This is a genomic window from Pseudomonas sp. GW456-L12, assembly GCF_059424045.1.
The window spans coordinates 1-12,603 of record NZ_JBWKZA010000048.1 but is presented as its reverse complement, the minus strand read 5'-3'; the positions used below and the strand labels follow the sequence as shown (position 1 = coordinate 12,603).

Genomic DNA, 12,603 nt, shown 5'->3' with positions numbered 1-12,603 from the left:
GCCACACCGCCAGGCCTGCCCACCCGGAAGGACGTCCCATGTTCAAGTTCCTGGCCCTGTTGCTGCTGTGTGTGGGTGCCACTGCCCAGGCGCAGACGGTGCTGCACGACGACCTGCCGCTGCGCTATCTGGAACAGGCCCCGGCTGATTCCCGCGACCGGCCTTTGGTGATTTTTCTCCATGGCTACGGCAGCAATGAAGAGGACCTGTTCGGCCTCAAGGATGGGTTGCCGGCGGATTACACCTACCTCTCGGTACGGGCGCCGCAGACCGTGGAAGAGGGCAGTTACCAGTGGTTTCACAAGCAGGGCGAAGGCGCTTACGACGGGGTGACCGCCGAGTTGGTCGACAGTGCGAAGCTGATCGACGAGTTCGTGCGGCAGGCGCTCGCCAAGTACCACACCCGCGCCGACCGGGTGTTCCTGGTGGGCTTCAGCCAGGGCGCGATCATGGCCTACGAGCTGGGCCTGCGCCATCCCCAGGCGGTCCGCGGGATCGCCGCCCTGAGCGGGAAGATCCTGCCGGTGCTGCGCTCGCAGCTCAAGAGCGGCGCGGGCCTGGAGCGGCTGGCGATCTTCATCGCCCATGGCACCGCGGACATGCGCCTGCCTTACAGCGACGGCTCCGAGGCCGACAGCCTGTTGCGCGGGCTGGGCCTGGCTCCGCAATTCCATGCCTACCCGGGCATCGGCCATACCATCAGCGACACCGAGCTCCAGGACCTGAACCGCTGGTTGCGCAACCTCAACCCTTGAAACCGTGAACCCGCCGCGCCGTTGTGCCGCTGCGCTTACTTGCCGACGATCTGGCTGACCAGCTTGTCGTGATTGGCCTTGTCGCCGATCCGCGAAATCACCTGCACCACCGCCATGCGGTTGCCCGAGCCGGCCAGCAGGGTGGAGCTCTGGGTCATGCCGCCGCCCTGGGTCGCGGTGCTGTCGATCTGGCGCAGGCCGAGGCCGCCGCGGGTCATGCTTTTTTCGCTCTGCTTGCTGAAATCCGGCAGGGCCGCCGCCTGCTGCGAGAGGAAACCCGACACCGCGCTGTCGAGGAACTGCGCGTCGTTGTCCTTGGCCTGCACCGCATCGGGGATCAGGTTCTGTGCGGCGATGACCACGGTCTTGGTGCTGGCGTTGGTGTACATAGTGCCAGTGGCGCCGGCGGTGCCGCTGGCTTCGTCGCCGGCCGGCAGCGGGTTGGCGATGAAGCCCTTGGGCAGGCTGAACTTGAACTTGCCGCCGAGCATCGAGACGGTCTCGACCTTGGCCTTGTTGTTCGTCGGCTGGGCCGCGGACACCTCCAGGGCACTGAAGCCGGCCAGCGCCGCGAGGACCAGGACCGCGGCGTGTTTACCGAACAGGGACATGCAGATTCTCCAGAGTGAGCGCGTTGGGGCGCGCATCTTCCCATGGCTGTCGCGGGGCACTCCAGCGGGATATGCGGTGGCGCGAAATTTCGGATAAAAGGGCGCGGGAGCGGCCTTCGTGGCGCTTGTCGGACGCTCGTCAACCCTGGGCAGAACGGGCCCCCGACGTCGCCAGCACCGCCCCGGCGATAATCAGCAACGCCGGCACCAGCAGCCACACACTGGCCGGGCTTTGCCCGATGACGATCAGCAGCAGGGTGGAGATCAACGGCGCCAGGTACGACAGCGCGCCGAGCGTGGCCAGGTTGCCGTGTTTGGTGGCGTGGTCCCAGGCGAAGAAGGCCAGGCCGACCGGGCCCAGCCCCAGGCCGAGGATCGCCAGCCATTGCTTGAGGTCCGGTTGCACCGGGCTTTCGAACATCAGGTGGCAGAGCAGCCCGGCCAGCGCCACCAGCCCGCAGATGCCGCCGATCAGGCTGCTGGGCACGCTGCTGAAACGGCGGTTGAGCACCGAGTAGCCGGACCACACCAGGGCGCAGCCGAACGCCGCCAGGTAACCCGCCACCGGCATCGCGCCGACCTGGCTGGAAGCGCGCTGCTGCATGATGAACGCGGTGCCGGCCAGCCCCAGCAAGGCACCTGTCAGTTGCCGGCCGCGCAGCGGTTCGCCGCCGGCCCTGGCCGCCAGTAACACGATCAGCAACGGCCAGAGGTAGGCGATCAGGCTGGCCTCGGCGGCCGGCGCGGCTTTCAGGGCGAAGAAATACAGCGCGTGGTAGGCAAAGATCCCGCCGAACCCCAGGGCCCAGACCGGCCAGGGCTGGCGCCAGCCACGAAAACCGGCGCGCCCCCGCAAGCCGAGCAATACCAGGCTGGCACCGCAGGCCACGGCAAAGCTCAGGGCTAGCAACTGGAAGGGGGGAATGCCGGCGGTGAGGGTGGTCAGCAGCGCCAGGCATGACCAGAGGAACACCGCGATCACGCCGATGGCGGTGGCGGCGCCGCTGCGGGAGGGGGCGAGGCGGGTTGAGTGGATTGCGGTCATAGACACACCGAGGCAAGGGCGGTGTGGCCAGCATAGAAGCCGCCGCGACGGCGGTATTGATCAGGCCTGCCGAACTCTTGTCGCAGCCTGCGCCTGGGCGTCGCGAGCGGCCTTGCGCAGGGCGGCCGGGGTCTGGTTGCGCGCCTTCTTCAAGGCGTGGGTCAGGGCACTCTGATCGGCGTAGCCGACCCGCTGGGCGATCTCGCTGATGGGCAGCAGGGTACGGCCGAGCAGGTCGATGGCGCGGTCCAGGCGCAGGGTCGAAATGTAGGCGAAAGGTGTGCTGTGCATGTCCCGCTCGAACAGCAGGTACAGGCTGCGCTCGCTGACCCCCGCGGCCTGGGCGATGGCGCGGGCGCTCAGCGGGCTGCCCAGGTGCTGCTCGATGTAGGTCAGGGCCCGCACCAGCGTCTGGCGTTGCGGCGCGCTCGGCGTCGGGCGGGCCAGGCAGGCCAGCAGCAGGGCGCTCCAGGCGCTGGCGACCGGGCTGGAGGAGCTGAGCAACGCGCCGCTGTGGCTGGCATAGCCGAGCAGGTGGCGGATCTGCGGGTCGATGGCGAAGAAGCGGCTATCGGCCAGAGGCGCCTCGTTGCCGGGGCTATCCAGGTCGAGCACCAGAAAGGTGTTACGGCGCTCGGCCAGGAAGCTATGCCGGGCTCCCGGCGCAATCACCACGCCCTGGCTGGCATCGACCTTGCCGCCACGGCCGTCCACCTCGATCTCCATCGCCCCCGACTGCGGCAGCACAATCTGCGGAAAGTCGTGATCGTGCAGTTCGACCTGCCCGGAATACGAACGCATCGCCAGGGCGACAGTGGGTTGGGCTGGAGTGTTCATGGCGCGGCTCCGCGGATGGCTGCCCCGCATCATGCCTGAAAACACGGGCGCTGTAGGAGCGGCCGGTCGGTGCAGGGTGGTTTGGGAAAAGGGGGCGGCTCATCGGTGGTGACTGATATGCCGCTATCGCGAGCCAGCTTCGCTCCTGCAGAGGCAGGCTGCAAAAGGCCGGGGCAGGGCGCTATCAAGGCTTGGGCCGGTTCGCTGAAACGTCTAAGCTGGGCCACCGTTCCAGCCTTACGGATGCCCGCGTGAAATTCACTCTTCCCAAAGTCGGTACCGCTCCCTTTTGCCCGCCGGAAGTCGCCGGCACCATCGTTGTCGATCCCAAGGCACCACTGTTCAAGCGCATCCTGCGTTTCGCCGGCCCCGGCCTGCTGATTTCCATCGGCTACATGGACCCGGGCAACTGGGCCACCGCCATCGAGGCCGGCTCGCGCTATGGCTACAACCTGCTGTTCGTGGTGCTGCTGGCGAGCCTTGCGGGCATGGCCGTGCAGTGCCTGTGTTCGCGCCTGGGCATCGCCACCGGGCGCGACCTGGCACAGCTTTGCCGGCAGCGCTACAGCACCCGCACGGCGCGCACCCAGTGGCTGCTGGCGGAGGTGTCGATCATCGCCACCGACCTTGCCGAGGTCCTGGGTTGCGCCCTGGCGTTCCACCTGTTGCTCGGCGTTTCGCTGACCACCGGGATTGTCATCACCGCCTTCGACACCCTGTTGATTCTCGCCCTGCAGAACCGTGGCTTCCGCCGCCTGGAGGCGATCATGCTGGTGCTGGTGGGCACCATCGGCCTGTGCTTTTTCGTCGAGCTGCTGTTGATCAAGCCCTACTGGCCGGACGTGGCGCGGGGCTTCACGCCATCGTTGGCGGCGATCAGCGAGGCCGCGCCGCTGTACCTGGCGATCGGCATCCTCGGCGCCACCGTGATGCCGCATAACCTGTACCTGCACACTTCCATCGTGCAGACCCGCCTGGTGGGCCGGGACGAGGCCAGCCGGCGGGATGCGATCAAGCTGGCGCGCATCGACACCATCGGCTCCCTGGCCTTGGCGCTGCTGGTCAACGCAGCGATCCTGATCCTCGCCGCCGCGGCCTTCCACGGCACTGGGCACACCGAGGTGGTGGAGTTGCAGGACGCCTATCACCTGCTCGATCCGCTGGTGGGCGGGGCGCTGGCCAGCGTGCTGTTCGGCGTGGCCTTGCTGGCCTCGGGGCAGAGCTCGACCTTCACCGGCACCATCGCCGGCCAGGTGATCATGGAGGGCTACCTGAACCTGCGCCTGCCGTGCTGGCAGCGGCGCCTGATCACCCGCGGCCTGGCGCTGGTGCCGGCCTTCGTCGGCGTGTGGCTGATGGGCGACGGCGCGGTCGGCCAGCTGCTGGTGCTGAGCCAGGTGGTGCTCAGCCTGCAACTGCCGTTCGCCCTGTACCCGTTGATCCGCATGACCAGCGACCCGCAGTTGATGGGCGTGTTCGTCAACCGCTGGCCGACCCGCATCCTCGCCTGGAGCCTGTTCGCCGTTATCAGCGGCGCCAATGCATGGCTGATTGCGCAGTTGGTGATGTGAGGCAGGCGTCGGGGCGGCGGATTTTCCGGCCCTATCGCGAGCAAGCTCGCTCCTACATGGACGGCGCAGAACCCTGTAGGAGCGAGCTTGCTCGCGATGGACCGCGCAGCGGTCCAGATTTTCAATCCAGTGCCCGAGCGGCGAACCGCGCCACCTGGGCATCCTCCCCGGACTTGACCCCGGACACCCCGACGGCGCCGATCACCTGGCCGTCGAACACCACCGGCACGCCGCCTTCCAGCGAAGTCAGCAGCGGCGCGGAGAGAAACGCCGTGCGTCCGCCGTTGACCATCTCTTCATAACCCTTGGACTCGCGTCGGCCGAGGGCCGCGGTGCGGGCTTTTTCCATGGCGATGTAGGCGCTGACCGGCGCGCAGCCGTCCAGGCGTTCGAGGGCCAGCGGATGGCCGCCGTCGTCGACGATGGCGATGCTCACCGCCCATTGGTTGCGCTCGGCCTCGTCCCGCGCGGCGATCAGAATGCGCTGGACTTCGCGTTGACCCAGTACGGCTTTGCTGTGCATGGCGTGCTCCTTTCAGGGCGTAGCTGATTGATGGGAAGTATTCAGGGGTGGCAGGGCGGCCTCGACCAGTTCGATCCAGTGCCGCACCGGGGTACGCCCGGCACCGTCGAGGTGGGTCTGGCAGCCGATATTGGCGGTGGCTATGACTTCGGGCCGGCCGCTTTCCAGGGCATTGAGCTTGTTGTCGCGCAGTTGCCGCGCCAGCTCGGGCTGGGTCAGCGAATAGGTGCCCGCCGAACCGCAGCACAGGTGGCTGTCGGGCACCTCGGTGAGTTCGAAACCCAGGCGCTTGAGCACTGCCTCCACCGCGCCGCCGAGTTTCTGCGCGTGTTGCAGGCTGCACGGGCAGTGGAAGGCCAGGCGCTGGTCGCTGTGGACGTGCAACTGTTCCAGCGGTTCGTCGCGCAGCACTTCCACCAGGTCCCTGGCCAGGGCGCTGACCCGCTCGGCGCGTGCGGCATAACGCGGGTCGTGGGCCAGCAGGTGGCCGTAATCCTTGATAAAGGCACCGCAGCCGCTGGCGGTCTGCACCAGGGCTTCGGCGCCGTTTTCCAGGTGCGGCCACCAGGCGTCGATATTGCGCCGCGCCCGCTCCAGGCCGGCCTCCTGGGCGTCCAGGTGGTAATCCACGGCGCCACAGCAGCCGGCCTCGCTCACGGCTTGCACGGCAATGCCCAGGCGGTCGAGGACCCGCGCCGTCGCCGCGTTGGTGTTGGGCGACAGGCTGGCTTGCACGCAGCCTTCCAGCAGCAAGACACGCCGCGCGTGGGCCCTGGCCGGACGCGCCTTGGCCGGCTGGACCTGGCGCGGCAGCTTGCCTTGCACGGCCTCGGGCAGCCACGGACGCAAGGTGGCGCCGGTGCCGAGCAGCGCCTTGAACAGCGCCGGGTTCGGCGCCAGGGCGCGCAGGCCCTGGCGCAGCAGGCGCTGGCCGAGGGGCCGGGGCACGGCGGCATCGACCACGGCGCGGCCGATGTCCAGCAGGTTGTGGTAATCCACCCCGGACGGGCAGGTGGTTTCGCAGTTGCGGCACGACAGGCAGCGGTCCAGGTGCAGCTGGGTCTTGGCCGTGGCCTCGTGACCTTCCAGCACCTGCTTGATCAGGTAGATGCGCCCCCGCGGTCCGTCCAGCTCATCGCCCAGCAACTGATAGGTGGGGCAGGTGGCGTTGCAGAAACCGCAGTGCACACAGGTGCGCAGGATGCTCTCGGCCTCCGCGGCGCGGGGCAGCTGGCGCGCCTGTTCGCTCAAGGTGGTTTGCATGCTCGGGGTCTGCGTTCAGAGCTCGGCGTAGAGCCGGCCGGGGTTGAAGATCCCTTGCGGGTCCAGTTGCGCCTTGAGCTGGCGGTGGTAGCGCAGCAGCACCGCCGGCAGCGGCTGGAACGGGCTGTCCACCAGGCCGTGGCTGTAGCAGGTGGCATGGCCGCCGACGCGGCTGGCGAGGTCGCGGATGCGCTCCGCGGGCGCCGCGGATTTCAGCCAGCGCTGGGCCCCGGCCCAATCTATTAACTGCTGGCCGGGCAGCTCCAGAAGTCCCGTGTTATTGGGCAGCGACAGGCGCCACAGCGGCAGGCCTTCGTCGAAGAATGCCAGCCGTTGTTCGTTGAGGTTGGCCCAGTAATCGGCCGCCAACGGCTCGCCACCCAGGCGGTCGCGGGCCGCGGCCACTGAACCTTCGCCGCCTTCCAGGCGCAGGTGCAGGCGCTGGCCGTCATGGCTGGCGGCGCTGATGGGCAGCGGTTGCTGGCCCCAGTCGGCGAGCCGGGCCAGGGCCTTGGCGCTGTCCATTTCCAGGCTCAGGCTGAGGCACTGGCGCGGTTTGGGCAGGACCTTGAGCGACACCTCGGTGAGCACCCCCAGGCAACCGTAGCTGCCCACCAGCAAGCGCGAGAGGTCGTAGCCGGCGACGTTTTTCATCACCTCGCCGCCAAAGCGCAACAGCTTGCCGGTGCCGGTGATCACTCGGCTGCCGAGGACGAAGTCGCGCACCGAGCCGGCCCAGGGCCGCCGCGGGCCGGACAAGCCGGTGGCGACCATGCCGCCGACGGTGGCGCCGTCGCCGAAGGCCGGCGGTTCGCAGGCCAGCATTTGCCCGGCGGCGTCCAGCGTGGCCAGCAGTTCCGCAAGCGGCGTGCCGGCGCGGACCGTCACCACCAGCTCGGTGGGGTCGTAGCTGACGATGCCGCGATGGCCGCGGGTGTCGAGCACCTCGCCGGCAGTCATGCGGCCGAGAAAGGCCTTGCTGTTGCCGCCCTGGATCAGCAGCGGGGTATTGCCGGCCAGCGCCTGCCCGACCTGTTCCAGCAGTTCGCCGCTGGCGTCGTTATCCGCGAGTGCCGTCATCAGAAACGCTCCAGCTCGGGGAAGGGCAATTGTCCGGCGTGCACATGCATGGCGCCGAATTCGGCGCAGCGGTGCAGGCTCGGGATGTTCTTGCCGGGGTTGAGCAGGCCGCCGGGGTCGAAGGCCGCCTTGACCGCGTGGAACAGGGTCAGCTCGTCGCTGTTGAACTGGGCGCACATCTGGTTGATTTTCTCCCGGCCGACCCCGTGTTCGCCGGTGATGCTGCCGCCGACCGCTACGCACAGCTCGAGGATCCTGCCGCCCAGGGCTTCGGCGCGGTCCAGTTCGCCGGGCTGGTTGGCGTCGAACAGGATCAACGGGTGCATATTGCCGTCGCCGGCATGGAACACATTGGCCACCCGTAGCTGGTATTCGGCGGCCAGCGCGGCGATGGCCTTGAGCACCCCCGGCAGTGCGCGGCGCGGAATGGTGCCGTCCATGCAGTAGTAGTCCGGCGACAGCCGGCCTACCGCCGGGAAGGCGTTCTTGCGCCCGGCCCAGAAACGCACCCGTTCGGCTTCGTCGCGGGCCTGGCGGACCTCGGTGGCGCCGGCCCGTTCGAGCACCGCGCGGACCCGGTCGCAATCGTCGTGGACATCGGCTTCGACACCGTCCAGTTCGCACAGCAGGATGGCCTCGGCGTCCACCGGGTAACCGGCGTGAATGAAGTCCTCGGCGGCGCGGAGCGCCAGGTTGTCCATCATTTCCAGGCCGCCGGGGATGATGCCGGCGGCGATGATATCGGCCACCGCACGGCCGGCTTTTTCCACCGAGTCGAAGGCCGCCAGCAGCACCTTGGCCAGTTGCGGCTTGGGCAGCAGCTTGACCGTGACTTCGGTGATGATCCCGAGCAGGCCTTCGGAGCCGGTGAACAGCGCCAGCAGGTCGAAACCGGGGGCGTCCAGGGCGTCGCTACCCAGGGTCAGGCGTTCGCCTTCGACGCTGAGGATCTCCACCTTGAGCAGGTTGTGCACGGTCAGGCCGTATTTCAGGCAATGCACGCCGCCGGCGTTTTCCGCGACGTTGCCGCCGATCGAGCAGGCGATCTGCGAGGACGGATCGGGGGCGTAGTACAGGCCGAACGGCGCGGCGGCCTGGGAGATCGCCAGGTTGCGCACCCCGGGCTGGACCCGCGCGGTGCGGGCGGCGGGGTCGATATGCAGGATCTGGTTGAAGCGCGCCATCACCAGCAGCACGCCTTGTTCCAGGGGCAGGGCGCCACCGGAGAGGCCGGTGCCGGCACCGCGGGCGACCACCGGCACGCGCCGTTCATGGCAGATCCGCAGCAGCTCCTGCACCTGCTCGATATGCCGCGGCAGGGCCACCAGCATCGGCGTGGTGCGATAGGCCGAGAGGCCGTCGCATTCGTAGGGCTTGAGGTCTTCCGTCTGGTGCAGCAGGTCGAGGTCGGGCAGGCGCTGGCGCAGTACTTCGAGCAATGCCGCTTTATCGACGCTGGGCAGCGCGCCGTCGACGCGTTCGTCGTAGAGGATATTCATGGGTGGCTAACGACCCTGAGTTGTTTTTATTAGGCGGCCGGCAGGGGCAGGCCGCTCAGTTGCATCATTGGCCCGGCTGGCCTTACTGTCCACGGGGCCGAACGCTGGTCGAACCAGTTTGTTTTGTCGTCGATGCCGGGTTTTTTATAAAAAGCCAGGCATATCAGCAAGATGGCCTGGTGGTCCGCTTTATCGGGTTTTTTCTTCACAGCTGGTCATACCAGTGGAGGGCGCATGCACAGGAGCGATTCGGGCCGGCACCAGGTGGCGGATGTGGTGTGTGAACGCATCGAGCGCCTGATCGTCGACGGCGTACTCAAGACCGGCCAACTGCTGCCCTCGGAGCGGCGCCTCACGGAAAAACTCGGGGTGTCGCGCACGGCCTTGCGCGAGGGCCTGAAGCTGCTGCGGGCGCGGGGCATCATCGAAACCGAACAGGGCAAGGGCTCGTTTGTCGCCCAACTGTCGGGGCAGGGTACGACCTCGGCGCTGATGCACCTGTTCAGCTCCCAGCCGCGCACCCTCTACGACCTGTTCGCAGTGCGCAGCCTGCTGGAAGGCGAGTCGGCGCGGCTGGCGGCGTTACGCGGCACCGAGGCCGATTTCGTGCTGATCGGCCGTGCTTACCAGGCGCTGCTGGACGCCCACGACCAGGCCCTTGATGCCTCGGCCCACGCGCGCCTGGATCACGCTTTCCACCTGGCGATCTGCGAGGCTTCGCACAACCCGGTGCTGGTGCAGACCCTGCGCTCGCTGACCGACCTGCTGCTCAATTCGGTGTTCGCTTCGGTCAACAACCTCTACCACCGCCAGGCGCAGAAGCGCCAGATCGACCGCCAGCACGCGCGGCTCTACAACGCCGTCACCGGACGCCTGCCGGAGCAGGCGCGCAAGGCCGCCATCGCGCACATCCAGGGTCTCTGCGACAACCTGCGGGAGATCGAAAACGAGGAGCAGCGCCTGGTGCGGGCGACCTTGCGCCTGGAAGGCTGGAACTGAAGCCGCCGCGACCAGGGGCCAATGGCGGCGATGGGCAGTTACTACACTGCTAGAGACGCGGCAACATCCGCGTCGTCGACGACCACCACCAAGGAGTCACCTTATGTCCAACGAGACTTGTGCCTGTCCGGGCTGCACCTGCAAGGTCGGCGCCCATGCCATCGTGCGTCACGGCAAGCACTACTGCTGCCAGGCCTGCGCCAGCCACCACGCCAACGGCGAACCCTGCGCCTCCACCGAAGGCTGCGATTGCGCCAAGGGCGCGCATCACTGACGTGCAACAGTGGCGGGGCGAAAAAAACAGTGGAGCCTGTCGTGGCTCCACTTTCAATTGCGCGGGGTGCAGTTACCGCTTTCGCTGGCAAGGCGGCTGGCCGGCGGCTTTGGCAGCACCTGCCGCACAAGGCATCGACCTCGCCTGGCTCAGGTCGACGGTCGCCAGGTGACGTTCTCGATACCGAATTTTTCCGCCAGGGGCTTGCTAGTCTTTTTCACCCGTTCCAGGCCGAAGCGGCCGATGCGGCCGACACCGGCGTCGCAGCTTGCCCAGTGCCACGCCTCGGCGTTGTCCATCTTCTCCGAGCGGATGATGAAGGACTTGGGGGTGCCATGCAGGGTGTATTCGATGACGAAAAGTTTTGCGTTGTTCATAGAGCTATCAATCCTCCCTGTGATGGTTTAGTGACCCGCGTGGGCAGGGAAAAATTCACTCGGATTGTCGAGCAAGGGTATCAGCGGTCGGGCAGTGGTCGGGCAGGCATTCGAACGGGTTATTGCCTGTCGCTGCGGCGCCCGTTCGGATGTTTTCTCGCGGTTTTCCAGGCGGATCGACGGGGTTACCATGGGGCCCTTTGCTTGACGACGATGCCCGGCCATGGCCCTTGCAGCACCTCCCGACCTCAGCGACACCGACGTACTGGTGCAACCCCTGGCGCGCACCTATCCGCGCGGCCTGTTCATCGAGCCCCACGAACACGCCTGGGGGCAGCTGCTGTACGCCATGAGCGGGGTGATGTGGGTCGAGACGCCGAACGAGGCGCTGGTAGTGCCGCCGCAACGGGCGGTGTGGCTGCCGCCGGGCGTGCCCCACGGGATCCGCGTGGTCACCGACCTGCAGATGCGCAATATCTACCTGCGCCCGTGCCTGGCGGCGACCCTCGACAGCCAGGTGCAGGTGCTGCAGGTGGACAACCTGCTGCGCGAGCTGATCGTGCGCCTGGTGGAGCATGACGGTGCGCCGCAGCCGGAGTACTACGACGCGCTGGTGGGCCTGGCCCTGCTGGAGCTCAAGCGCGCCCGGCGCTCGCAGCTGAAGATCGTCCTGCCGGACAGTTCCGACCGGCGCCTGATCAGCCTCTGCCAGGCGGTGATGGCCGCGCCTTCCCTGGACATTCCCTTCGAACGCCACGCCGAGGCGGCGGGCGCCAGCGTGCGCACCCTGGCGCGGCTGTTCAAGGACGGCCTGGGCATGGGCTTCGCCGAGTGGCGTCGCCAGGTGCAGCTGGCCACGGCCGCCGCCGAGCTGATCCAGGGCGTGCCGGTCGGCACCATCGCCCGTGAGCTGGGGTATTCCCCCGGCAGCTTCAGCGACATGTTCCGCCGCGAGCTGGGGCTGGCCCCGTCGCAATACGCGGCCGGGGAAGCCCGCGTCTGAGCCGCGCTTCCTGTGGGCGCAAAGTGTGTTGGCGATGCAGGCGCTGCGGTAGGCAGGCCTGCCGTCATCGCGAGCAAGCTTCGCTCCTACGGGTAGGCGGCCTCCACGAAATAGCGGCCTGCCCGCACCTCTTCTGTAGGAGCGAAGCTTGCTCGCGATAGCGTCCTGTCTGGCACACCACAGTATCGGCATCGCCAACCAACCAGGCCGCCACGGCGCCCACCCACAGATTGGCCGAAATCCTGAAGTGCTTGGCCGGTTGCCCGGTTCGGCGTTCCCTAGACTCCCGGCATGCCCAATCGTCGTCGCTCTGGCGCGGCGCACTGCCTGGAGTTCGTCATGCATTACCTCATCTCCCTGGCCATCGGCCTCGGCGTCGGATTGCTCTACGGCGCCTTGAATTTTCGCTCGCCGGCGCCGCCGGCCATCGCCTTGGTCGGGCTGCTCGGCATGCTCGCCGGTGAACAGCTGTGGCCCATGGGCCGGCAGCTGGTGAGCAACTGGTTGTCCTGAAGCCTTTCGATTCTTTTATGTATTCCTGTTCATGGAGGTGCTTATGCACGCCCTGCAATTTTCCAAGACCGGCGATCTGTCGTCGCTGCACTACGTCGAGGTGCCGACCCCGGTGCCGGCCGCCGATCAGGTACTGGTGCGGATCAAGGCCGCCGGCCTCAACCCCAGCGATGTGAAAAACGTGCTCGGGCGTTTTCCCTACACCACCGTGCCGCGCATTCCCGGGCGGGATTTTGCCGGGGTGGTGGTGGAG

The 12,603-nt window shown here is 67.5% G+C and carries 16 protein-coding genes; 7 read left to right on the top strand and 9 right to left on the bottom strand.

The window, feature by feature from the left end:
* Positions 1-38 precede the first annotated feature (38 nt).
* Positions 39-755, top strand: coding sequence for an alpha/beta hydrolase (locus AC07Y9_RS30750; RefSeq protein ID WP_102681108.1), 717 nt, complete (start codon positions 39-41; stop codon positions 753-755).
* Between the two features lie 35 nt (positions 756-790).
* Here the strand turns inward: AC07Y9_RS30750 and AC07Y9_RS30745 are convergent, their stop codons facing one another.
* From AC07Y9_RS30745 to AC07Y9_RS30735, 3 genes are all read right to left on the bottom strand, one after another.
* Positions 791-1,366 (bottom strand): DcrB/PsbP domain-containing protein, encoded by a 576-nt coding sequence (locus AC07Y9_RS30745; RefSeq protein WP_053260487.1) that lies wholly within the window; start codon positions 1,364-1,366, stop codon positions 791-793.
* Positions 1,367-1,505: 139 nt separating this feature from the next.
* The gene (gene yddG, locus AC07Y9_RS30740) at positions 1,506-2,411 is read right to left on the bottom strand and encodes an aromatic amino acid exporter YddG (RefSeq protein ID WP_102681107.1); all 906 of its coding nucleotides are present in this window, start codon (positions 2,409-2,411) and stop codon (positions 1,506-1,508) included.
* Positions 2,412-2,471: 60 nt separating this feature from the next.
* Complete coding sequence (locus AC07Y9_RS30735; protein WP_102681106.1) at positions 2,472-3,248, bottom strand: AraC family transcriptional regulator; 777 nt, start codon at positions 3,246-3,248, stop codon at positions 2,472-2,474.
* Positions 3,249-3,499: 251 nt separating this feature from the next.
* Here AC07Y9_RS30735 and AC07Y9_RS30730 point away from each other — a divergent pair, with 251 nt between their 5' ends.
* Entirely contained in the window at positions 3,500-4,819 is a 1,320-nt protein-coding gene (locus AC07Y9_RS30730) for an Nramp family divalent metal transporter (RefSeq protein WP_102681105.1), read from the top strand.
* A gap of 121 nt (positions 4,820-4,940) precedes the next feature.
* Here the strand turns inward: AC07Y9_RS30730 and AC07Y9_RS30725 are convergent, their stop codons facing one another.
* The 5 genes from AC07Y9_RS30725 to AC07Y9_RS30705 are packed head-to-tail and all read right to left on the bottom strand — an operon-like array spanning position 4,941 to position 9,393.
* Complete coding sequence (locus AC07Y9_RS30725) at positions 4,941-5,342, bottom strand: heme-binding protein (protein ID WP_007921076.1); 402 nt, start codon at positions 5,340-5,342, stop codon at positions 4,941-4,943.
* Between the two features lie 12 nt (positions 5,343-5,354).
* Complete coding sequence (gene glcF / locus AC07Y9_RS30720; RefSeq protein ID WP_102681104.1) at positions 5,355-6,605, bottom strand: glycolate oxidase subunit GlcF; 1,251 nt, start codon at positions 6,603-6,605, stop codon at positions 5,355-5,357.
* A 15-nt stretch (positions 6,606-6,620) separates the two neighbouring features.
* Positions 6,621-7,685 carry a glycolate oxidase subunit GlcE gene (gene glcE / locus AC07Y9_RS30715; RefSeq protein WP_102681103.1) on the bottom strand — a complete coding sequence of 355 codons (1,065 nt, stop codon included), beginning with the start codon at positions 7,683-7,685 and terminating at the stop codon, positions 6,621-6,623.
* A complete protein-coding gene (glcD, locus tag AC07Y9_RS30710; RefSeq protein WP_102681102.1) occupies positions 7,685-9,184 on the bottom strand; it encodes a glycolate oxidase subunit GlcD in 1,500 nt (499 codons plus the stop codon). The genes glcE and glcD overlap by 1 nt, the downstream gene beginning before the upstream one ends.
* A gap of 29 nt (positions 9,185-9,213) precedes the next feature.
* Positions 9,214-9,393 carry a hypothetical protein gene (locus AC07Y9_RS30705; RefSeq protein WP_102681101.1) on the bottom strand — a complete coding sequence of 60 codons (180 nt, stop codon included), beginning with the start codon at positions 9,391-9,393 and terminating at the stop codon, positions 9,214-9,216.
* Positions 9,394-9,418: 25 nt separating this feature from the next.
* Here AC07Y9_RS30705 and glcC point away from each other — a divergent pair, with 25 nt between their 5' ends.
* Positions 9,419-10,183, top strand: coding sequence for a transcriptional regulator GlcC (gene glcC / locus AC07Y9_RS30700; RefSeq protein ID WP_102681100.1), 765 nt, complete (start codon positions 9,419-9,421; stop codon positions 10,181-10,183).
* A 103-nt stretch (positions 10,184-10,286) separates the two neighbouring features.
* Positions 10,287-10,457, top strand: a complete 171-nt coding sequence (locus AC07Y9_RS30695; RefSeq protein ID WP_007930741.1) for a metallothionein — start codon at positions 10,287-10,289, stop codon at positions 10,455-10,457.
* 149 nt (positions 10,458-10,606) lie between these two features.
* On the opposite strand, the gene AC07Y9_RS30690 is transcribed toward AC07Y9_RS30695, so the two are convergent.
* Positions 10,607-10,834: a DUF6555 family protein gene (locus AC07Y9_RS30690; RefSeq protein WP_007930743.1), complete on the bottom strand. Its 228-nt coding sequence runs from the start codon at positions 10,832-10,834 to the stop codon at positions 10,607-10,609.
* A 223-nt stretch (positions 10,835-11,057) separates the two neighbouring features.
* On the opposite strand from AC07Y9_RS30690, the gene AC07Y9_RS30685 reads away from it, so the two are divergent.
* The 3 genes from AC07Y9_RS30685 to AC07Y9_RS30675 all read left to right on the top strand — a co-directional run.
* The gene (locus AC07Y9_RS30685) at positions 11,058-11,837 is read left to right on the top strand and encodes an AraC family transcriptional regulator (RefSeq protein WP_102681098.1); all 780 of its coding nucleotides are present in this window, start codon (positions 11,058-11,060) and stop codon (positions 11,835-11,837) included.
* A 339-nt stretch (positions 11,838-12,176) separates the two neighbouring features.
* On the top strand, positions 12,177-12,350 hold the full coding sequence (locus AC07Y9_RS30680; protein ID WP_007930748.1) for a DUF1427 family protein: 174 nt from the start codon (positions 12,177-12,179) through the stop codon (positions 12,348-12,350).
* A gap of 43 nt (positions 12,351-12,393) precedes the next feature.
* Positions 12,394-12,603: alcohol dehydrogenase catalytic domain-containing protein (locus tag AC07Y9_RS30675; RefSeq protein WP_146021879.1), on the top strand; the 210-nt coding region annotated here is incomplete at its 3' end.